This window comes from Parvimonas sp. D2 (assembly GCF_035282635.1).
Classification (GTDB): Bacteria; Bacillota; Clostridia; order Tissierellales; family Peptoniphilaceae; genus Parvimonas.
The window spans coordinates 264,303-286,340 of the sequence record NZ_JAYKBO010000002.1 but is presented as its reverse complement, the minus strand read 5'-3'; the positions used below and the strand labels follow the sequence as shown (position 1 = coordinate 286,340).

General features: G+C 27.6%; 22 protein-coding genes. 1 reads left to right on the top strand and 21 read right to left on the bottom strand.

Features of this window, described 5'->3' with window-relative positions:
- Positions 1–17: 17 nt before the first annotated feature.
- The 15 genes from VJI77_RS03960 to gcvH form a co-directional block, all read right to left on the bottom strand.
- A complete protein-coding gene (locus VJI77_RS03960) occupies positions 18–2,441 on the bottom strand; it encodes a penicillin-binding transpeptidase domain-containing protein (RefSeq protein ID WP_313961030.1) in 2,424 nt (807 codons plus the stop codon).
- Between the two features lie 29 nt (positions 2,442–2,470).
- Positions 2,471–2,836: a septum formation initiator family protein gene (locus VJI77_RS03955; protein WP_009354459.1), complete on the bottom strand. Its 366-nt coding sequence runs from the start codon at positions 2,834–2,836 to the stop codon at positions 2,471–2,473.
- 13 nt (positions 2,837–2,849) lie between these two features.
- Positions 2,850–3,782 carry a 16S rRNA (cytosine(1402)-N(4))-methyltransferase RsmH gene (rsmH, locus tag VJI77_RS03950; protein WP_313961031.1) on the bottom strand — a complete coding sequence of 311 codons (933 nt, stop codon included), beginning with the start codon at positions 3,780–3,782 and terminating at the stop codon, positions 2,850–2,852.
- A gap of 11 nt (positions 3,783–3,793) precedes the next feature.
- Positions 3,794–4,231, bottom strand: coding sequence for a division/cell wall cluster transcriptional repressor MraZ (gene mraZ / locus VJI77_RS03945; RefSeq protein WP_416383256.1), 438 nt, complete (start codon positions 4,229–4,231; stop codon positions 3,794–3,796).
- 273 nt (positions 4,232–4,504) lie between these two features.
- Positions 4,505–5,263: a prolipoprotein diacylglyceryl transferase gene (lgt, locus tag VJI77_RS03940; protein ID WP_323988359.1), complete on the bottom strand. Its 759-nt coding sequence runs from the start codon at positions 5,261–5,263 to the stop codon at positions 4,505–4,507.
- Between the two features lie 8 nt (positions 5,264–5,271).
- Positions 5,272–5,904 (bottom strand): TIGR01906 family membrane protein, encoded by a 633-nt coding sequence (locus VJI77_RS03935; protein ID WP_323988358.1) that lies wholly within the window; start codon positions 5,902–5,904, stop codon positions 5,272–5,274.
- Between the two features lies 1 nt (position 5,905).
- The gene (locus VJI77_RS03930) at positions 5,906–6,649 is read right to left on the bottom strand and encodes a YebC/PmpR family DNA-binding transcriptional regulator (RefSeq protein WP_009355148.1); all 744 of its coding nucleotides are present in this window, start codon (positions 6,647–6,649) and stop codon (positions 5,906–5,908) included.
- A 2-nt stretch (positions 6,650–6,651) separates the two neighbouring features.
- On the bottom strand, positions 6,652–7,359 hold the full coding sequence (gene nadE, locus VJI77_RS03925) for an NAD(+) synthase (protein WP_323988357.1): 708 nt from the start codon (positions 7,357–7,359) through the stop codon (positions 6,652–6,654).
- 148 nt (positions 7,360–7,507) lie between these two features.
- Complete coding sequence (locus tag VJI77_RS03920) at positions 7,508–8,398, bottom strand: LicD family protein (RefSeq protein ID WP_323988356.1); 891 nt, start codon at positions 8,396–8,398, stop codon at positions 7,508–7,510.
- Complete coding sequence (locus VJI77_RS03915; protein ID WP_323988355.1) at positions 8,398–9,618, bottom strand: MFS transporter; 1,221 nt, start codon at positions 9,616–9,618, stop codon at positions 8,398–8,400. The genes VJI77_RS03920 and VJI77_RS03915 overlap by 1 nt, the downstream gene beginning before the upstream one ends.
- Positions 9,619–9,969: 351 nt before the next feature.
- On the bottom strand, positions 9,970–10,398 hold the full coding sequence (locus VJI77_RS03910; RefSeq protein WP_323988354.1) for an Imm70 family immunity protein: 429 nt from the start codon (positions 10,396–10,398) through the stop codon (positions 9,970–9,972).
- A gap of 38 nt (positions 10,399–10,436) precedes the next feature.
- Positions 10,437–10,829 carry a DUF2185 domain-containing protein gene (locus VJI77_RS03905; protein ID WP_323988353.1) on the bottom strand — a complete coding sequence of 131 codons (393 nt, stop codon included), beginning with the start codon at positions 10,827–10,829 and terminating at the stop codon, positions 10,437–10,439.
- Positions 10,830–11,038: 209 nt separating this feature from the next.
- Complete coding sequence (locus VJI77_RS03900; RefSeq protein WP_323988352.1) at positions 11,039–12,601, bottom strand: 3D domain-containing protein; 1,563 nt, start codon at positions 12,599–12,601, stop codon at positions 11,039–11,041.
- A 284-nt stretch (positions 12,602–12,885) separates the two neighbouring features.
- Positions 12,886–13,773 (bottom strand): DMT family transporter, encoded by an 888-nt coding sequence (locus tag VJI77_RS03895; protein ID WP_323988351.1) that lies wholly within the window; start codon positions 13,771–13,773, stop codon positions 12,886–12,888.
- Positions 13,774–13,843: 70 nt separating this feature from the next.
- Positions 13,844–14,215 carry a glycine cleavage system protein GcvH gene (gene gcvH, locus VJI77_RS03890; RefSeq protein ID WP_009354933.1) on the bottom strand — a complete coding sequence of 124 codons (372 nt, stop codon included), beginning with the start codon at positions 14,213–14,215 and terminating at the stop codon, positions 13,844–13,846.
- 561 nt (positions 14,216–14,776) lie between these two features.
- Here gcvH and guaB point away from each other — a divergent pair.
- Complete coding sequence (gene guaB, locus VJI77_RS03885) at positions 14,777–16,240, top strand: IMP dehydrogenase (RefSeq protein WP_313961038.1); 1,464 nt, start codon at positions 14,777–14,779, stop codon at positions 16,238–16,240.
- 18 nt (positions 16,241–16,258) lie between these two features.
- Here guaB and VJI77_RS03880 read toward each other — a convergent pair whose 3' ends face one another.
- The 6 genes from VJI77_RS03880 to VJI77_RS03855 form a co-directional block, all read right to left on the bottom strand.
- On the bottom strand, positions 16,259–17,185 hold the full coding sequence (locus VJI77_RS03880) for an aminoglycoside phosphotransferase family protein (RefSeq protein WP_323988350.1): 927 nt from the start codon (positions 17,183–17,185) through the stop codon (positions 16,259–16,261).
- A gap of 15 nt (positions 17,186–17,200) precedes the next feature.
- A complete protein-coding gene (locus VJI77_RS03875) occupies positions 17,201–17,743 on the bottom strand; it encodes a TIGR01440 family protein (protein WP_323988349.1) in 543 nt (180 codons plus the stop codon).
- A 9-nt stretch (positions 17,744–17,752) separates the two neighbouring features.
- Complete coding sequence (locus tag VJI77_RS03870) at positions 17,753–19,087, bottom strand: MATE family efflux transporter (RefSeq protein ID WP_323988348.1); 1,335 nt, start codon at positions 19,085–19,087, stop codon at positions 17,753–17,755.
- A gap of 12 nt (positions 19,088–19,099) precedes the next feature.
- A complete protein-coding gene (gene galE, locus VJI77_RS03865; RefSeq protein WP_323988347.1) occupies positions 19,100–20,116 on the bottom strand; it encodes a UDP-glucose 4-epimerase GalE in 1,017 nt (338 codons plus the stop codon).
- Between the two features lie 9 nt (positions 20,117–20,125).
- Entirely contained in the window at positions 20,126–21,052 is a 927-nt protein-coding gene (locus VJI77_RS03860; protein WP_323988346.1) for a bifunctional riboflavin kinase/FAD synthetase, read from the bottom strand.
- A 147-nt stretch (positions 21,053–21,199) separates the two neighbouring features.
- Entirely contained in the window at positions 21,200–22,036 is an 837-nt protein-coding gene (locus tag VJI77_RS03855) for an Mrp/NBP35 family ATP-binding protein (protein WP_313961042.1), read from the bottom strand.
- Positions 22,037–22,038: the final 2 nt, after the last annotated feature.

The window sequence follows — 22,038 nt, the reverse complement described above, 5'->3', positions numbered from 1 at the left end:
TTATTTCATCTCCTAAATTAATCTTCAAAGGTTAAAACTAGCTCTTCGTCTTTTGAAATATAACTTCCAATTTCTTTATTAGAGGAGACGAATTTTCCTTTACCACCTGAAGTTTTGTATTTATATCCCATTTTATTTACAACATCCATCGCTTGATCATAATTCATTTTCGAAAAATCAACAACTAACAATTTTTCCTTTTCATCATCCGATAGAGTTAAATTTACTGTACTACCCTCAACTAAGTTTTTTTCTGGTTCTTCACTTTGAGCAGTCACAATTGATTTTGGTGAGCTAGAACCTTCTACACTATAATTTAAAAATTGTCCTTTTAAAATTTCGGATGCATATTCTAAAGTTAGACCTTTAACATCTGGAACTTTTGTTCTTTTAACGATTCCAGTATTATCATTTGTTTTAGTTATTTGTTTATATTCAGCAATTTCTTCTGCTAATTTTTTAGCCAAAGGAGCACACGCGCTTGTACCACCTACATTCACCTTTGGCTCATCAAATACAATTAAAATGCTGTATTTTGGATTTTCAATTGGAAAAGCTATATATAATGAAGCAATTGTCTTTTGATCATCGTATTTACCATTTACCGCTTTTATTGTCGTACCAGATTTCCCACCGATTCTTACATTATTAGAATATACTTTTTTTACGATGCCATTTGTTACACCATGTTCCATGATTACTCTCATTTTGTCACTTGTTTCTTTTGAGATAATCTGATTTTTAACGATAGCTTCATTATCTTTTACTTTAATTTTATTATCTTCATCTTTTTCAACATTCTTAATGTTGATTTGAGGTTCTAATAAATAACCTCCATTAACAACTGCATTTGCAGCCATAATCATTTGAATAGGTGTTACGGAAATGCCGTGCCCATAACTCATTGTTGCAAGTTCTGCCGCTCCTATATCGGATACAGACTTTGGAATTTGTCCATTAGATTCCCCAGGTAAATTAATTCCTGTTTTAGTTCCAAATCCAAAACCATTTATATATCTGTAAAACTTGTCTCTTCCTAAATGTCTAACCATTTGAACTAAAGCTGGGTTACAGCTATTATCTAAGGCTTCAGTAAATGTTTCTTTTCCATGTGGATTCTGCCAATTAAAACATCTAAGAGTAACCCCTGGTATATCTCTTATAAATCCATTACAAAAGAAAGTTGAATCTAAAGTATCTGTCTTTTCTTCTAAAGATGAAGATGCTGTTATAAGTTTAAATACAGAACCTGGTTCATAAGCATCACTTACAGCAGGATTTCTCCACATAGAAAATATCTTTTTTAACTTTTCTTTTTCATCTAAGTTTTCAAAACTTTTAAGAGTATTATCGTCAAGAGGAACGTTAGGATTGTTGGTATCATATTTTGGATAACTATCCATTGCTAAAATATCCCCATTTGTAACATCTGAAACAATTACACTCATCTTTATAGGTTTTTCTTGATCATAATATTGCTTAGCATATTCTGAAACATATTTTTGAATGGTACTATCAATAGTTAAATATAAATCTTTACCATCTTTTGCCTCAACAACATCTTCAACTGACTTATTAAGACTTTCTCTAATAACTCTTTTAGATCCATCAGTTCCTGAAAGAGAATCATTTAAATAATTTTCAATTCCACTTTGTCCACCGTTTTCATTTGCATGACCAACAATAAAAGGTGCCAAAGTTCCATCTATATAGTTTCTGCTTTGTTCAATTTCAACACTAATTATTGATGAATTTATTTCTTTAATTTCTTTTGCCAATTCAGGACTAATACTCTTTTTTATTTTAAAATTCGTTCCTCTATCAGCTCTGTCAAAAACTTTTTTCTTATCCAGTTCAAGAGCTGCAAAAATTTCATCTAATTTTTTCTCTTCAGCTTCTTTAGCCTTTTGTGAATATTGTTTAAACTTATCATATTCTAATACTGAGAAATAAACTTCTCTATTATTATTAACACTAATTATAATTGAATTTTTAGATTTTATAATTGAATTTTGTTCTTCTGTAATATTCTTTTGTATCAATAAATTGTTATATTGATCAGCTTTTTCTATAATTTCTTCTTTATTTAATTGTAATAATTCAAAGATTTTATCTAGTTTTTGTGTTTCTGTATCTTTAATCTTCCCACTAGATTTTTTATAACGGTTATAATCAAGAGTAGAAAAATATCCATTATAAACACTAATACTTTTAGCTAAAGTATTCCCGTTCCTATCAAAGATTGTTCCTCTTTTTGCCTCAAGAGGTGTATAACTAACAGAATCTTTAAATTGTTCAACACTATATTTATTTTTTGAATATAATTGTAAATATGCCAATTTAACAATTATTACACTAAAAAGTATGATAAAAATAAAAAATAAAACAGCCGAACGAGAAGAGACTGTTTTATTTTTAATACTATATTTCTTTTTATTCATTTAAACTCCCCTTGTCTAAGTTTAAGAAATTAATCAATCTTATCCAAATATTTAACTTGTTCCTTCTTAGGAAAATCCATATTGTAATTAAGTCTTGCAATCTTTGCAATTCTATCTACAGATTTATAAGGCTCAAGTTTCATATAATTATCATCTCTTTCTGTTTCTAACGAGCGAATTTCAGAGTTAAGTGTATTTATCATTCTATTTTGTTGAGCAATATTTAGATATCCATATAAAATTACTACACTAAAAGTTAATGTAATAAAAGTGAATATAAAAAGTGTAATATTTTTATATAAACTGGATTCTCTGGTAATTCCGTAGGCTTTTTTATTTTTCTCCGAAATTCTCTCGCCTGAAACATTCATATATTTTACTTGAGCCATACTCATATAAATCATCCTCCTAAATTTTTGAACAAACCCTCAATTTTGAACTTTTCGATCTAGGGTTATCATTCATTTCTTCTTTGGAAGGCACCAAAGGCTTCTTTGTTAAGATTTTTACTTTTGGCTTGTGATTACAAACACAAACATATAATTCCTTAGGGCAAATACAACCTCTTGCCAATTCTTTAAATGATTCCTTAACAATTCTATCTTCCAAAGAGTGAAAAGTTATAATACATAATCTACCATCTTTATTTAGTCTTTCTACTATATCTGGAATAACTTTCTTTATTACTTCTAATTCTCTATTAACCTCAATCCTTATTGCTTGAAAAACTCTTTTTGCAGGATGTCCTCCCTTAGCTCTAACAGATTTTGGAATAGCTCTTTCGATAATATCAACCAATTCAAAAGTAGTTTCTATTAACTTTTCTTTTCTATAATTAACAATAAATTCTACAATTCTTTTTGTCCATTTTTCTTCGCCATAGTTGTAAAAAATATATTCTAATTCATCAGAACTATAATAATTCACAACATCGAATGCACTTTTTTTTAGATCTCTATCCATTCTCATATCCAATGGAGCATCTATCATATAAGAAAAACCTCTTTGACCATTATCTATTTGATAAGAAGAAACACCGATGTCTAATAAAACACCATCAACTTTGTCAATTCCATAATAATCTAGTATTTCTTTAAAATTTTCAAAATTACTTTTATAAAATAAAACATTATCTGAAATCTTTAAAAGTCTATCTTTGGCAACTACCAACGCTTCTTCATCCTGATCAACACAAATCAGTTTTCCATTTTTTATTCTTTTTAAAATTTCTGTTGAGTGCCCAGCACCTCCAACAGTCAGATCAACATATATTCCGTTAGGTTTAATATCTAAATTATCTATTACTTCATCTAACATTATAGGTATATGATTAAATTCCATAAATAATTTCCTTAAAAATCAAGACCATCGAATCTTTCAGACATAATAGTATCGTCACTATATTCTGATTCACTGTATTCATCCCATTTTTCTTTAGACCATATTTCAATTCTGTCAGAAACACCGATAATCATAACATCTCTTTCAATTTCAGCAAATTCACGTAAATTTTTATTTACTAAAAATCTCCCTTGTTTATCTAAATCTGCATTCATTGCACAGCTACAAAAGAATCTTGTAATTGAACGAACATCTTTTTTGCTAAAACCTTTTGAATTAAGTTGTTCTGTAAATTCAGTCCACTTTTCTTCCGTAAATACAAATAGACAGCCTTCAAGACCTCGAGTTACTACAAAATTAGATCCTAACTCATTTCTGAATTTTGATGGCATAATTAATCTGCCTTTATCATCTAAAGTATGTGGAAAATCTCCAATAAACAATGCCATCACCCCCTAAAATTGTAACTCCATTTTACTCCATATTAACCCACATTTTTTATTACACTTATATTTTACACCATTTTTTCATATTTTGCAACCCTTTTTTTGAAAATTTTTATAAATCTTATCACAAAGAAATGTGTAAATTTCAATAATTTTAAAAAAGCTATAAAAAAGTGGAGTGAATTTTCCATTTTTTTTAGTTTTTTTAGTATTTTTTTCACAAAAAAACTACATAGATTTAATCTATGTAGTTAAAAAATTTTTTAAAGTAATAAATTATAAATTATTAATGTCCTTTCCATATTTTCTATTCAAAAAGAAAAGTATAGTTCCAACAATTACACCAACAAGTGATAGAACTTGAGAAACCCTAAATCCTAAAAACATTAGGCTATCAGTTCTCAAACCTTCTACGAAGAATCTTACAATTCCATATAAAATTGCATAAAGCAAAATAATCTCACCTTTCTTCTTTTGATATTTTCTCATATATATCATTAAAAATATAAAAATTAGAAAATTTCCAATTGATTCATATAAAAATGTCGGATGATATTTTTTACCATCTATAATAACAGCCCAAGGTAAAGTAGTTTCAGTTCCATGAGCTTCTTGATTAATAAAATTTCCCCATCTTCCAATTGCTTGACCAAGTATTAATCCTGGAGCACAAACATCAGCTAAATCTCTAAAATCAATTTTTTTATATTTACCAAAAAAGTAAACTACAATAACAGAAGCTATTACAGCTCCATATATTGCAAGTCCACCTTCTCTTATATTAATTATAGATAAAAAATCGCCTTTATAGCTTTCCCATTCAAATATTACATAATATATTCTTGCCCCAATTACACTAATAGGTAAAGCAAAAAGCAAAAGGTTTGAAATTTCATCCTCTTCAATATTTCTAAGTTTGGAGTTTTTTGTTGCTACAAAAAGTCCTGCCATAATACCAAAACAGATGATAATTGCATACCACATTATATCAATTCCAAATAAAGAAAAAGCAACTCTATCAATTTTTACTTCCATATTTCCTCCTAACTATACTTATTATCTTTAAATTTAAGAAAAATATAAATTAAAAGAATACATATTGTAGATAATACAAGTACATTTAAAAATAAGACAAAGAAAAATTCTTCCGGTAAAATTCTTATCATTAAATCTGTTTTATAATCTAAAAGCCATAAATCATTGTTAAAAAACAACTTATGAAAATAAATAAAACTCTCAGAAAAAAACATAGAACAGACTCCTAAAAAAGAAATTACAGCTATATATGATATGAGTATATACTTTCTAATATATTTAAAAAATAACTTATCATTTTTTATTAATTTATATATAAATACTATCAAAGTAATTATAAATAAAGATGTATAAACAACCCTATCAAGTTTAAATAGTTTATACACATCTTCCATATGAGAAATTTCTTTTTCATTAAAATGATTTTTTAATACTTCTTTATCACCATTTTTAATAAATTCAACCAGAGAATTACTTGCACTTTCTATCCATTCTTTAGAAAGTCCTGACTCCTCCTCAATTTTATATTCATTATGAAAATTGTTATAGTAAGAAATATCCTTAGCCATAAAATCTATTGAATATAATAAAATAAACAAAATTATGCTTAAAGAAATCAAAAAAGCAAATATTTTTTTCATATTATTCTACATCTAAATCTTCTGGTATATCCCAATTATGATAAACATTTTGAACATCGTCATTATCTTCAAGTTGATCTATCATCTTAACCATTTTCTTAATATTATCAGGATTTGAAATTTGAGAATTATTACTTGGAACATATTCTAAATCACAAGCACTAAAAGTATATCCCTTTTCTTGTAAAGCATCTCTTAAAGTAATGAAGTCAGAAACTTCAGAATAAATTGTATAAACTTCATCATCAGATTCAAAATCACTTGCACCATTTTCTAAAGCAAAGTCCATTAAATCATCTTCTTCAGCTTGATCTTTTGAGATAACAACAACACCTTTTTTTTCAAACATAAATAGCACTGAACCATTTTGCCCTAGATTTCCACCATGTTTATCAAATGCATGTCTTACATCTGCAGCTGTTCTATTTCTATTATCTGTTAAACATTCAACTACAACTGCAATTCCTTCAGGACCATAACCTTCATAAATTATAGTTTCATAGTTGCTTGCATCTCCATCTCCAGCAGCTTTTTTTAATGCTCTTTCGATATTATCATTAGGCATATTTTCAGCTTTAGCCTTTTCTATCGCAGTTTTTAAAGCTGGGTTATATTCAGGGTCTGCTCCTCCTTCTTTAACTGCAACAATTATATAACGTGCAAGTTTTGTAAATATTTTTCCTCTTCTTGCATCTTCTTTTCCTTTTTTATGTTTAATCGTACTCCATTTATTATGTCCTGACATAATTACCTCCTAAACCCTTTGGCAAAATTTCTCTTATGTTCTGAGATTTTAACCATTCTTTTTATTTTTTCTTCTATATTTTTATCTAATTTTTCATTATTTATAAATTTTTCTAAATCATCGTAGGAAAATCCCATTTCATCTTCATCAGTTTGATTTTCGAAAAGCCCTGCACTTGGAGGCTTTTGAATTATCTTATCGGGAACACCCAAAAATCTTGCAAGTTCAAAAATTTCTCTCTTTGTAAAATCTACAAGTGGCATAAGATCAGAACCACTATCCCCATATTTAGTAAAGTATCCAACAGTAAATTCTGATTTATTGCTTGTTCCAACTACTAAATATCTTTTTAGTTGTGCATAATAATATAAAGTAGTCATTCTAAGTCTTGGCTTAACATTAGCATAAGCCATTGAATTATCCCCTTTTTCAACAGAATCTACAAAAATAGAATAAGTCTTAGATAAGTCAACCTTAATTGCATTAAGTTTAAATTTATCTATTACCAACTTAGCATCTTTTTCATCTTCTAAAGAACTATTTATTGGCATCATAATAGCTAAAGATTCATCATCAAAGGCTAGTTTTGAAAGCGCAGCAATAACAGCTGAATCAACTCCACCGCTAAGGCCATAGACAATACCTTTACAATTAGCTTCCTTAACAGAATCCCTAAGCCATTCAACAAGTTTATCAACAACTTCTTTCATAATACACCTCCTTAAAATCTTTATTATTAATAAAAAATTAAAATACTATTTGTTTCCTTAATTAATAAATAGTGCAAAACTGTAACTATTATATCAAAAAATAAAAAAAAATTCTACAAAACAATAAAAAAAGCTATGTAATCATAGCTTAATTTTTTTCTTGATATTCTCTAAAACTTTTATTTACATCTGCTAAATGAAAATTATGATGATTTTCTCTCTGATCTTCTGGCGGTAACTTCATATAATCTCCATATAAAACCTTTAAGTATTCATCGTAATTTTCTGGAGCATTAACTTTCAAATTCTCAAAGTCTACTTTTACTCCTTTTCCAAAAAAATCTCTTTTAAATGGCATAATATAAAAATTATCAACCATACATGCTACATACTCACAATCTTCAAACTTTGGATTATCTTTTGGAACTGACATTTTTGAAATATCAGTTTTTAATTTATTAGGTATAGTTTCTCCTAATTTATAAACAAATTTTTTGCCAAATCCACTTAATGCATTTGAAAAAGCATTAGTATCTGCCTCTTCAAAAACTGGTTTTTCCTTAACTCTTAAATCTAATACCTTATTTTGACCTTTAATGTATCCATCAAGCGGAAAAACATCAATAAATACTCCATGATTAATATCTACATCTAAAACATGTTTTTCAAAAAGAGCAGTATTGCTATCTCGAAGTTTTGCAAAATTTAAAGCATATTTTGGATCTGATTCCATTGTTTGAATAAAATAATTTTCCGGTAAATATTCACTAGCCTCTTTTACAAATCTATCATAATCCCCTCTTGGCATACAGACATCTACATCATCATCCCACGGAATAAAACCTTTATGTCTAATTGCACCAAGTAAAGTTCCAAAGCCAATATAATAAGTTAAATTCATTTTTTCACAACAAGAAATAAAATTTTGTAAAATTTCTAATTCTTTTTTCTTTAATGCTTCAAAATCTATATCAAACTTTTGCTTTTTATATTCACTTTTCATTTTCCAAGTATTTCCAGAACTAAATTTAAAAACCATTATTTTTCTTCCTTTGGTAATTGTAACATTATTAAATAACCTACAACAAATAATGGAATTATACCTAATATAGAATATCTTGGATTATGTGTTAAAGTAGTTATTAAACTCATAATAAATGGTCCAATTATTGCAGCAAATTTACCAAAAATATTATAGAAACCAAAAAATTCATTTGCATTTTCTTTTGGAATAATTTTTGCATAATAACTTCTACTCAATGCTTGTATTCCACCTTGAGCAGATGCTATAAATGTTGATAACACGAAAACATGAACCAAATTGCTCATAAAATAAGCAAATATTACTGAAACCATATATGTTATAATTCCAACTTTAATCATAGTTCTAGTTCCAAATTTACTAGCTAATCTTCCATAAATAATAGCAAAAGGAAAAGCCACTATTTGAACATAAATCAAAATTCCCAAAAGTACAAGTGTATTAAACTTATCTGCATCTAAAACAGATGTAGCATAAGGTATAACCATCTTTATGATAGTATCTACTCCGTCAATATATAAAAAATAAGAACATAAAAATATAACTACAACCTTATTTTTCTCAATATTTTTTAAAGTATGAAGAACCGTACTAAAACTTTCTTTAACCGGATTTGGAACAGGTTCTACTCCATAAACTTGATCAACATTTTTATACATTGGTATTGTAAGTGCTAACCACCAAACAGATGTAATAACAAATCCTATTTGATAACCTAAAGGATTTTTCATTCCAAAAAGCAAAACAGCTCCTAAGCAAAAAATAAAAGGTATAACACTAGCTATGTATCCATAGGCAAATCCTGCCGTACTAATTTTGTCCATTCTATCATCATGAGTAACATCAACTAAAAATGCATCATAAAAGATATTAGAACCTGCAAAAGTTACACTTCCCAAAACAAAAAAAGACATTAATAAAGGTAAGCCAAACTCTCCTGCAAATGATAAAAATAATGTTGAAAAAATTGCAATTAATGAGAATAAAGTAAATAACTTTTTCTTCATACCCTTAAAATCAGCTATAGTTCCAAGTACAGGACTAAGAACAGCAATAATAATGCTGGCAAATGAATTGTAATAACCTAAATTCATTTCGTTTCCACCGACCATTCCAAAATAAATCGGGAATAATGCAGTAGTAATCGCCATAGAATAAGCAGAATTTGCACAATCATATAAAATCCAGCTTAATTCTTTTTTTGAATAACCAAACATATATTTCCTCCAAAAATTATAATAACAAAAAAATTAAAATAAACTAGATTTTCATTTCAAAAATAAATTTAAATTAACAGATGTAAACTCTTAATTTTTATAACTAAATTCCTTTTAATTCGTTATCTATTCTTAATTTTTTGCCAAAACTATTATATCATATTTAAAAACGATTGTCTATTGTCAAAAACTAATAATAACTAGCTGAAAAATAAAGAAAAAAGAAGAAATAATTTCAACTCCTTCCTTATAATATAATTTAGATTTTAGTTACTTTTACTGATTCAGCAAGTTCAACAAAATATTTTCTAATTTTTTCTTGTAAATCTAATGGACTATTAATAAAATCATTTAGATGCTTTTAAGTTCAACACCTATTCGTTCTTTTTTTCGTTCTTTTTTTCCTTCTTCTAATGCTTCTCTTATTATCTCAAAAAGATTATATCCATCACTAGTCCAAAAATATTCAGATAAATTATGAATATCAGAGCTGATATTATCTCCCCATGGTGGAGTTAATTTGAGATTATCTATATCCCAAACTACTTTATCAGTGCCAAACTTTCTAAATAATAACTCAATTTCATTTAATTCTCGAATTGCAGAATCAATATTCTCATACTTTAATTTCCCTTCATATAATTCTTTCATCAATATTGGAAATTTACTTCCCCAATTTGAATTTTCAAGATTAACACAAACTGTTGAGAAAAAAGAATGAAGAAAATCAGGTTGTCCAATTGAATACCATAAAAAATCTATTTTAAGTCCTACTGCCATAATATCTCCTTTTTATTAAATTTTTTATTTTTTAACTTCTATTTATAATCCAAGTCTATTTCTTTTTCTGTTATATTGTCAAAAAATTTAATTTTACCATCTATTTTTACTAATTGTAAATCAGTTCCAACTGGTAAAGTATAGATTTCTATTATTGCTGGTTCTATTTCTGCCACTGTATTAAAATCACAAACCACCATATTATTTGGATTATTTATATACTCATCTGTATCTATATTTGAAAAAAATCTCCATCCTGTATCTGATGGATGAGCCCCTTTCTCTCTTAAAATCCAAGTTAATCTACCTTTACCTTCTAAAATATTTTTTGAAACTATACATGCTCCCGCATTTTTTATAAATTCTGTATTAAATTCTGTCTTTTTAAAAAATTCTTTTAATTTACGAAACATATTTTTTAATCCTTTCATATATACTTTCTTTTTGCTTAATAAGAGCATTTTATATTTTTACAAAAAATTGTCATACAACATTCCTATTATTATATCATTATTGTATAAATAGTTAAATAAGAACCCCACCCTTCCACGATGCTTCGCATCGGGTTGGTTCCCAGGAACCTTGTTATTTCACAATAAAAAAGAGAAGAAATTTATTAATTTCTTCTCTAATAAGTTCATTATTTTAAAATATAAACTTTTACATTTCTTCTTCCGAATTTAGCAGCTTGAGATCTATTTGTAAAGCAAAGATCAATTCTATTTCCCTTTATAGCTCCACCTGTATCTTCAGCAACAGCATAGCCATAACCTTCAATATATAATTTTGTTCCTAAAGGAATTACTCTAGGATCTACGGCAACTACCCCATATCTAAGCTTTGTTCCCAATCTTGTTGTGCTATATCCACCATTTTCTGCTGGATCATTAGTATATGAAGTTGCATTCATAACTAGAACCTTACTATAGTTAAAGCTTCCATCACTACTACTATTATTACTAGTGCTAGCACTAGATGATTCAGTTTTTGATTTTTCACTAGTAGATTTTTCTGCTGTGGATTTTGCAGTACTTGATTCTTCAGATTCTTTCTTTTCTTCTTTTGGAACTACTTTGCCGTCTACTAACTTCTCATTATCTTTTAAAGTAACTTGTTCTGAAACAGCATTTTCGTTCTTTTTATCTGAATTTGAATCTGAAACAGTAATTTCTCCCTTAGAATCATTAACTTCAAATCCTGTTACTTCTTCTTTATTTATTGAGGATAACAATGATCTAAAATTTACATATTTTTCTAATTTATCTGTAGAAACATAATATAAATTTTTAGCTTCTGATTCTGTAACAAGTTTTTCAATATCCAAGTTCATAGAATCTGAATCCATAACTAAATAGTTATATCCACTCTTATCAGCCAAAATATAAGAACTTACCATATCTGTTAAATTTTTATTTTCTGATAAAACAACATTGTCATTCTTTCTTAATGAGAATCTATCCTTGAATGTTTTTAATAAATCTTTTCCATCCAATGAATAACTTTTTATGTCTTTCTTATCTTTACCAGATAAATCATATATTTTTGACTTTAACTTTTCTGTAACAGAGTTAACTCCATCATAAAAGTATATGTTTTTTTCGTTTTTCACTTCTGAAATTATATTTTCATCAATTTCCTTAGTTGAATCATAAATGTACAAATTCATATTATAAATTCGTGCATAATGAATAGCTCCTAAAATATCAGAATCATTTCCTGAATCTACAACCAAAAGATCACGTTTTTCTGAAACCTTATTTACGTGATAATTTGTATCGTCTGGATTATCGGAACCAATTCTTTCGAATTTGATGTCTAAACCATTCAAAATATCATCTGAAATTGAACTTTTATCTCCAACAACATACACTTGCTCACTATTTTTTAAAATAGCTTTCGAAACGTCATCAATATTATTATTCTTTACAGGAATAACAACTCCACCCTTATCTAATGAAAGTAAACCTGCCAAACTGAAGCTAATTTTATCGTCTATATTAACTACATAAGATATCTTAGATGCACTACCTTTAGTGTTATCTAAAATTCTGTCGTTTACCTTTTCAATAGTTTTGGAATCGGATTCTGATGAGATTACAAATCCTTTAACCTTTTCGTCTGCAAGTGACTTAGATGAAAATCCAGAAAATGTAGCATAAACACACAAACATGCTAAAACACTTCTAAATATTGCTCTTTTCAAATAATCACTCCTTAATTAAATTAATCAGCAATAAGCTGACAATAGAATTATAATGATTTTCTCCAAAATCGTCAACAAAATTCCTATTTTTCAATGAATTTTTCAAAAAAAAATAAAAATTTAACAATATTTTTAATTCAAAATGAGTGTTTGTAACATTTTTGTAATTTTTTGAGAAATATAGTTCCCTAGTTTTCAAAGGTTACAGAATGGTTACAAAAAATGACCTGTTTTCCCAAGCGAAAACTAAAAAATATTAAAAAAATGTAATATCTGCTATTTTTTTACATTTTTTTATCTCTATTTTTTCTCGTATTTACTATATATGACATCAATGACATAGAAAAAATAAGGGCAATTCCTATTAAACTATAAATACTTACTGACTCTCCAAGTATTACTTTTCCCAAAACAACTACAAATACAATTCCTAAATAATTAAATATACTTACTTCAGAAGCATTTGCATATTGATAACTAATAGTTAATCCAAACTGACCTACTGCAGATGCAATTCCAATTAAAATCAAATAAATTAACATCTTAAAATCAGGAATATTTAAATTATTAAAAATAAAAGGAAAACTACAAATAGTTGAAAACAAAGAAAATACAAAGATTATAGTCTCAGTTCTTTCAGCCTTTCCTATTCTTGATACACACATGTATGCGATAGATGCACTAAGAGCAGAGCTCATTGCAACTAATGCGGGAAATAATCTAGAATTAAATTGTGGTCTTACTACAAAAATTGCTCCAATGAAAGAAAATGTTAATGTTAAAAATCTTTCTAATGTAAACTTTTCTTTAAATATAAAACAAGCAATTAAAACTACAAAAATAGGACTAGTTCTTTGCAATATTCCTGCATCTGCAACAACCATATGATTTATAGCATAAAAATTAAAAATAACTCCCATATATCCAAAAGCTGATCTCATTAGTAGTAATTTTCTATTCTTTTTTTCGCCTAAAAATCTACTACCTCTTATAAGAATATATATAGTACAAATAATAAGCATTACAAAATTTCTCATAAAAACTTGTTGCATAAGTGTAAATTGACCTGATGTTAGCTTTACAAAAATCTGCATAAAACTAAAACCAAGTGTAGAAATAATCATAAAAATAATACCTAATTTTAAATTTTTATTTTTGGAATTATCTACCATAATACCTCCTTATTAAAAAAATAAATGCCACGCAAGTGGCATTTATTAAAAATATAATTTTAAGAAATTATTATAATGATGCTTCATAATCAGCGTCATTAGTTAATTTTTCTAATTCAGCTGGATTAGACATTTCAATTTTGCAAACCCATGCAGCATAACAATCTTTGTTAATTTCACCTGGTTCATCGTCTAATAATTCATTTACTTCTATAACTTTTCCTGAAACAGGAGCGTTAATATCACTAGCAGCTTTTACTGATTCAACAGAAGCTAAAGATTCGCCAGCTTCTACTTCATCATCAACTTCTGGAAGTTCAACGTAAACAATATCTCCTAAGTGATCTTGTGCATAATCAGCTAGTCCAACTGTTACTACATTTCCTTCAACTTTTACCCAATCATGATCTTCAGTATAAAGTAATCCTTTTTCTACTCTCATTCTAATATACCTCCTAAAATTTTTACTATAACAATACATCCAATTATGTACTATTCTATTGGACATCCACTATAATATTATAGTATACTTAAATTATAGTGTAGATTGAAAAAAATTTCAATACCTTTTATTAATTTTTTAGTGTTTTTTTGAAATTTATTCGAAAAAATTTCAAAAATTTTTAATTATTTATATTAAAAAGTATAATTGCATTATATTTCGTACCAAATAAAGCATAGTAAAAAATAAAATAGTATGAATTTTTAACATAAATTTTAGCTATATATTTTTACTTTTTTAAAGTATATAATTTTTTTATTTAAATTTTTTAAAAATTTTTTTGGGAAAACTTTTGTTTTTTAATGTTTTTAATTGATTTTTTTATAATTTGTTGTATAATATATGTTAATATATTTTTTTAGTAAATTTTGTTGTTAGACAATGAATTTTTTATATAACAAAAAAATACAAATTTGTATATTGTAAAATTTTTATTGTCATGAATAAAATTTTTAAAAGTATGTTTATAATAAATAATTTAATTTAGGAGGAGAAAATATTATGTGGGAAACAAAATTCCAAAAAGAAGGCTTAACATTTGATGATGTACTTTTAATTCCAGCAAAGAGTGAAGTTCTACCTAAGGATGTTAATTTATCATCACAACTTACAAAGAAAATCAAGTTAAATATTCCTATTATTTCTGCTGCAATGGATACTGTAACAGAACATAAGATGGCTATTGCAATGGCAAGAGAAGGCGGACTTGGTGTAATACATAAGAATATGCCTATTGAACTGCAAGCAGAAGAAGTTAAAAAAGTTAAACGTTCAGAAAGTGGTGTAATTAATGATCCATTTTTCTTAACTCCAAATCATAGAGTTCAAGAAGCTGAAGATTTGATGAGAAAATATAGAATTTCAGGCGTTCCAATAGTTAATTCAATGGAAGAAAAAAAATTAGTTGGAATTTTAACTAATAGAGATTTAAGATTTTTAGAAGATTATTCAGTTAAAATTGATTCTGTAATGACAAAAGAAAATTTAGTAACAGCTCCTTCTAATACTACTTTAGATGATGCTACAAAAATTTTAAGAAATCATAAAATCGAAAAATTACCTCTTGTAAATGAAAAAGGAATTTTAACAGGTTTAATAACTATTAAAGATATAGAAAAAGTTGTTAAATATCCAAATTCTGCAAAAGATGCACAAGGAAGACTTCTTGTAGCAGCTTCAGTTGGGACTGGTGCCGATACTTTTGAAAGAGTAGAAGCTCTTGTAAATGCTGGTGTTGATGCTTTAGTTATAGATACTGCTCATGGTCATTCTATGGGAGTTGTAAGAAAAGTTAAAGAAATTAGAGAAAAATATCCAGATCTTGATATTATTGCAGGAAATGTTGTAACAGCAGAAGCAACAAGAACACTTTTTGAAGCAGGTGCTGATGTTGTTAAAGTTGGTGTTGGTCCTGGTTCAATCTGTACAACAAGAGTTGTTGCAGGTGTAGGAGTTCCACAAATTACAGCTGTTTATGATTGCGCTACTATTGCAAGAGAAATGGGAAAAACAATTATTGCAGATGGTGGATTAAAATATTCAGGAGATGTTGTTAAAGCTCTTGCTGCAGGTGGAAATGTTGTAATGTTAGGTTCAATGCTTGCAGGAACTGATGAATCTCCGGGAGAATTTGAAATTTACCAAGGAAGAAGATTTAAAACTTATAGAGGTATGGGTTCTCTTGCTGCAATGGAAAAAGGATCAAAAGATAGATACTTCCAAGAAGAAGGTAAAAAACTTGTTCCGGAAGGTATTGAAGGAAGAATTCCTTATAAAGGAACTTTAGCAGATGCAATCTATCAAATCGTAGGTGGAATTAGAGCAGGCATGGGATATACAGGCGCTAAAGACTTACAAACTTTAAGAGATACTGCACAATTTGTCAAAATGACAGGTGCTGGACTTATTGAATCTCACCCACATGATGTTCAAATAATTAAAGAAGCTCCAAACTATTCTAAATAGAGAAAAAGGCTATTCGATTTAAATCGAATAGCCTTTATTATTTTTATAATCAGAATACCATTTAGGTATAATTGTTTTAAAATTCTCATAATTTTCAAAAGTCTTATAAAATCTTCTCTTCATTCCAAGAATTTCTTTTTCTCCAAATTTTTCAGCCCATTTAATTGAATATAAGGTATAACAAGCGACATAAATTGCTTGAATTTTCCAAAATTCATTTGGAACATTATCTTCAAAATAAGAGTCAATCTGCCCTACACAGTATGGAATACTAAACTCTATCCCGAAACTTTCTAATTTATAAAATTCCTCATAAGAGTTGGATATTTCCCAACGATTAAAATCTATAACACCTATCTCATTATTTTCCATTAAAATTAAATTTGAAGGATGAAAGTCTCCATGTAAATAAGAATAATTTCTACAAACTTTATCTACACTTCTTTTAACATATTCAATAAATTTATCGTCATTTTCAACTCTCACATCAGATGACTCATATTTTTCTATTTTATCCAACAATTTTATTTTCAGCCTATCATCAAAATTTTTATCCTCAACTTTTAGACTGTGAATAGCTTTTAGAATTCTCCCTGCTTTTCTTCCAAGTAAATATTGCTCTTCTATTGAAAATTTTGGAAGTTCCTCACTTAAATCAACTCCGTTAATCCAAGATAAGAGCATATAGACATTCTTTTTATCATTACATATTCCAAAACTAATAGGCTTTGACATTTCAAAGCCTAGTTTAGAAAATTTTGAAATAACTTCATATTCTTCTTTTTTTTGTTCATAAAGAGAAATATCGGATAATCTTAAAAGCAAATACTCATCTTTATTTTTCAATTTTATCTTAAACTTTTTATCTTTAGAATATCCTTTATTTATCTTTTCAACACTCTCTATGTTTTCTAATTCTTTTATACCTTTTAAAAATTCAAACATATATTCTCCAATTAACTATTGATATACTGCCCTACTTCCTCCAATCAATTTTGGTCTTGAAGTTAACGCAGTTAAATGTGCATTTCCTATTTCTTTTATTGATAATCTAACGGGAACTTGAACAAATTTAACATGCATTCCGATTGATGTATCTCCTATATCAAGTCCTGCTTTTGCAACTATTTTTTCTACAACCACAGGATTTTTAAATAATTCGTATGCAGAAGTAGCTACTCCACCACCTGCATTTTTTTGTGGAACTACATTAACTATTTCAAAATTATTTTTAATCGCAACTTCTTTTTCTATAACTATTGCTCTATTCAAATGTTCACAACATTGAACTGCAAAATTAACTTTAATTTTATCTAACTTTTCTTTTATAGTCTCAACAATTAGCTTTCCTACTTCAATATCAGTATCTTTTCCTATATATTTTCCTTTTACCTCACTTGTACTACAACCTAAAACAAAGATGTCTCCCTCTTCAAATTTAGCTTTTTCGATAAGTTCATCCATACAAATTTCTAAATCTTCTCTAATTTTACCTAAATCCATAACGACCTCCTAAAAAGTACTAATCTTTTTAACAGTTTTTAAAAGCAAGATTAATCCTGTTACAGCAGAAATAAAATCAACTATCGGATAACTAATCCATGCTCCTAAAACACCAAATCTTCCTACCATAATTATAACTATCGGAATATATAGAAGTGTTTCTCTATAAATTGATAAGAAAAAATTATATTTTTCCTTTCCGACTGATTGGAAAAAGTATATACAAATATAATAAAAACTTAAAATCGGAAAAACCAGAATTACATATTTAAAACTATCTGCAGCCATTTGTAAAAGTCTTTCGTCTTTTAGAAATAAACCTATAATAAATCTAACATTATAATTCATAAATATCCATATAAGAGTGGATAATGAAAATACAAAAATAAATCCTGTTTTTAAAATTTTCTTGATTTTAACAAAATTTTTCGCTCCATAGTTAAATGAAATAAGTGGTTGAATTGAACTACTTACTCCTATCATTGCAACAAACATAAACATAGAAACTTTTGTTATTACTCCTACTAGAATAATCGCATCATTACCGCCAACCGGCAAAAGTAAATGATTAAGTACACTAATTAAAATGGCATCTGAAAATTCTATTATAAATGAAGAAAAACCTATCGTCAAAATATTAAATGAAATTTTGGGGTCAAGTCTTGGAATTAAAGAAAAATTATTTTCTCTTTGTAATTTTTTTACAAAGATAAGTGAAAATAAAAAAGATATAAATTGGCTCGAAATAGTAGCAATCGCCGCTCCTTCAACAGCCATATTCAAATTTTTAATTAAAATATAATCTACAAATATATTTATTAAAGCTCCGATACTTGAAGCAATTAACATAACTTTCATATTTCCGTAAGCTATGTTCATATAACCGAAAACCGTTGTAAAAGCTAAAAATATACTACCAAACATAACTATTCTAAGATACCTTATAGAATAAGTTAGAATATCATTTCTAGCCCCTAAAAACATACAAATATCCTTAACAAACAGAATTGTTATAATTGTAACTGCAAATATAATAAGTAAAGTTAGTCCATTTACCGCTGTTGTATATTTTGTTATATCTTTATTTCTTTTTTCTCCAAGTCTTCTGGAAATTAAATTTGAAACTCCTATTCCAAGACAAACAGAAATTGCAATAACAAGTCTTTGTAGAGGAAAAACTACACTTAAAGCGCCAATCGAATCGGCTCCGACATATCTACCAACGAAAAATGTATCAACCATATTATATAATTCCGCAATAAGAATACTCAAAATTCCCGGTATTGCAAAATGTAATATCGCCTTAACTATATTAGTTTCGTAGTAAATACTTTTCGTGTCCATTTTTAAACCTCTTTAATCCTCATATCCATTTGGATTATTCACTTGCCATCTCCAACTGTCTTCACACATTTCTCTTATTCCATATTTAGCTTCCCAGCCAAGCTCTTCCTTTGCCTTAGTAGAATCAGCATAACATTCTGCAATATCTCCGCTTCTTCTTGGAGTAACTACATATTTTATCTTTTTACCTGTAACTTCTTCAAAATTTTTAATCATATCAAGAACACTATAACCTTCACCTGTTCCAAGATTATAAATTCTAACAGCCTTACTATCTTCAAACTTTTTAATTGCCTTTATATGACCTAATGCTAAATCTAAAACATGAATATAATCTCTTACACCTGTTCCATCTTTTGTTTCATAGTCATCTCCAAAGACTCTAACATAATCCAATTTACCAACCGCTACTTGAGTTATATATGGAACTAAATTATTAGGAATTCCATTCGGATTTTCTCCTATTCTACCACTCTTATGAGCTCCAATTGGATTAAAATATCTAAGAAGAATAACATTCCATTCATTATCAGAAATATATAAATCTGTAAAAATTTCTTCTAAAAATAATTTTGTTCTTCCATAAGGATTAGTTACAGAAAGTGAAAAATCTTCTTTTATAGGAACTGATTTTGGCTTCCCATAAACTGTTGCAGAAGAACTAAAAATTATATTTTTTACATTAAACTCTCTCATAACTTCTATAAGTTTTATACTTCCATTAATATTATTATCATAATATTCTATTGGTTTTTCAACAGATTCTCCAACAGCCTTAAGTCCTGCGAAGTGAATTACCCCATAAATATCATTTTCTGAAAAAATTTTTCTAAGTATTTCTTTATCTCTAATATCGCCTTTATAGAATCTGAATTTTTTCCCACTGAGCTCTTCAATTATTCTTAAAACTTTTTCGCTGGAATTGTAAAAATTATCTATTATTACAACTTCATATCCTTCATTTAAAAGTTCTATACAAGTATGAGAGCCAATATATCCAGCTCCCCCGGTAACTAAAATTTGTTTCATATTTATCTCCTATTTTATATTCTTAATTAATTCTCTACATCTAATTTCATCTTTTTTTAATTGTTCTATCAGTTCCTCAACAGAATTAAATTTTATATTATCTCTTAATCTTTCTAAAAAGCAAAGTTCAATATCTTTTCCGTAAATATCCTTATCAAAATCAAATATATGCGATTCTATCGTGGATTTTTTGTTATCAAAAGTTGGATTATATCCAACACTTGAAAAACTAAAATATTCATTTTTATCTACTATAGTTTTGGTAAAATAGACTCCCTCTTTTACCATAACATAATTAAAAGAAATCTCCAAATTTGCTGTAGGATAGCCAAGATTTCTTCCTCTTTGAAAGCCGTGAGTTACTTTTCCCTTAATTGAATAATTATCTCCTAACAAATCATTTGCCAATTCAATTTTTCCTGATTTTATGTATTCAATTATTTTTGTACTACTAATCTCAATATTATCATAGCGTAATTTATCAATAATGGTACAAGATAGACACTTTTCTTTCATATAGGACTTTATAAAATCTGTATTCCCTTCACGATTTTTTGAAAATCTATAATCTTTTCCAACCACAATATGTTTTATATTTAGATTAATAGTTAAAAAATCTAAAAATTCTTTTGGTGAAAGATTTTTAATTTTTTCAGAAAATTCAATACTAAAAACATAATCTATTTTAAAACTTTCAAGTTTATTTAATTTATCCTCAAAAGACATTATCCTACTTGCGTTTTGATGAAAAATCAAATCTTTTGTATGGTTTTCAAAGAGAAAAACTGCACTCTTATAACCTTTATCTAATTTTACATTATTTAATTCCGAAATCAATTTTTGATGTCCTCTATGAAAGCCATCAAAATTTCCTAGAGCTACAACAATGTCATCAAATTTAAAATCACTTTCCAAATTTAATTTAAAATGCTCCATAAAAACCTCTTATTTAATCCATATTTTACAATAATTATACAACAAAAAGTACTTAATTTCAATTTTAGAAATCGTAAGTCCTTTAAGTCTATAAAAAATCTTATTTTTACCACATAAAAAAACACGTTCGTTTTGAACGCGTTCTCTCTATAATTTTTCTATTGCATCTAATATATCTGATAAGCAATCAGTATCTAATTTTTCTGCTTCACCTTCATCAACCATTTCAGGTATATTTTTATTTAGAGGTATCTTTGCAACATTTGTAAGACCAAATTTTCTTGAAATATAAGGTAAATCACTTTCACCGAATATATTTACTTCTTCATTACAGCAAGGACATTTAAAATAGCTCATATTTTCAACTATTCCTATAATTGGAATATTCATCATTCTTGCCATCTTAACCGCTTTTTCGACAATCATAGAAACTAAATCTTGAGGAGATGTTACAATTATAATTCCATCTACAGGTAAAGATTGGAAAACAGTTAGAGGAACGTCACCTGTTCCTGGTGGCATATCTACAAACATATAATCAACATTTTCCCATACTACATCTGTCCAAAATTGTTTTATTACTCCACCTATAACGGGTCCTCTCCAAATTACTGGATCAGTTTCTTTTTCGAGCAATAAATTTATACTCATTATTTTAATTCCATTTTCAGTTGTACAAGGAATGATTCCTCTTTCATCGATTTGAGCTTTTCTGTCAATCCCAAATGACTTAGGTATTGATGGACCAGTAACATCAGCATCTAAAATACCAACTTCCTTACCTCTCTTCATCATTCCTGTAGCAAGCATAGAAGTTATTAAAGATTTTCCAACTCCTCCTTTACCACTTATAACACCAATAACTTTTTTTATATCACTAAATTGGTTTTGGTCAACCAATAAGCTTTCAAACTCTTCTGATACTCCACAGCTTGATGCACTAGGGCATCCTGAGCATCCTCCTGAACTACAACTATCACTCATAA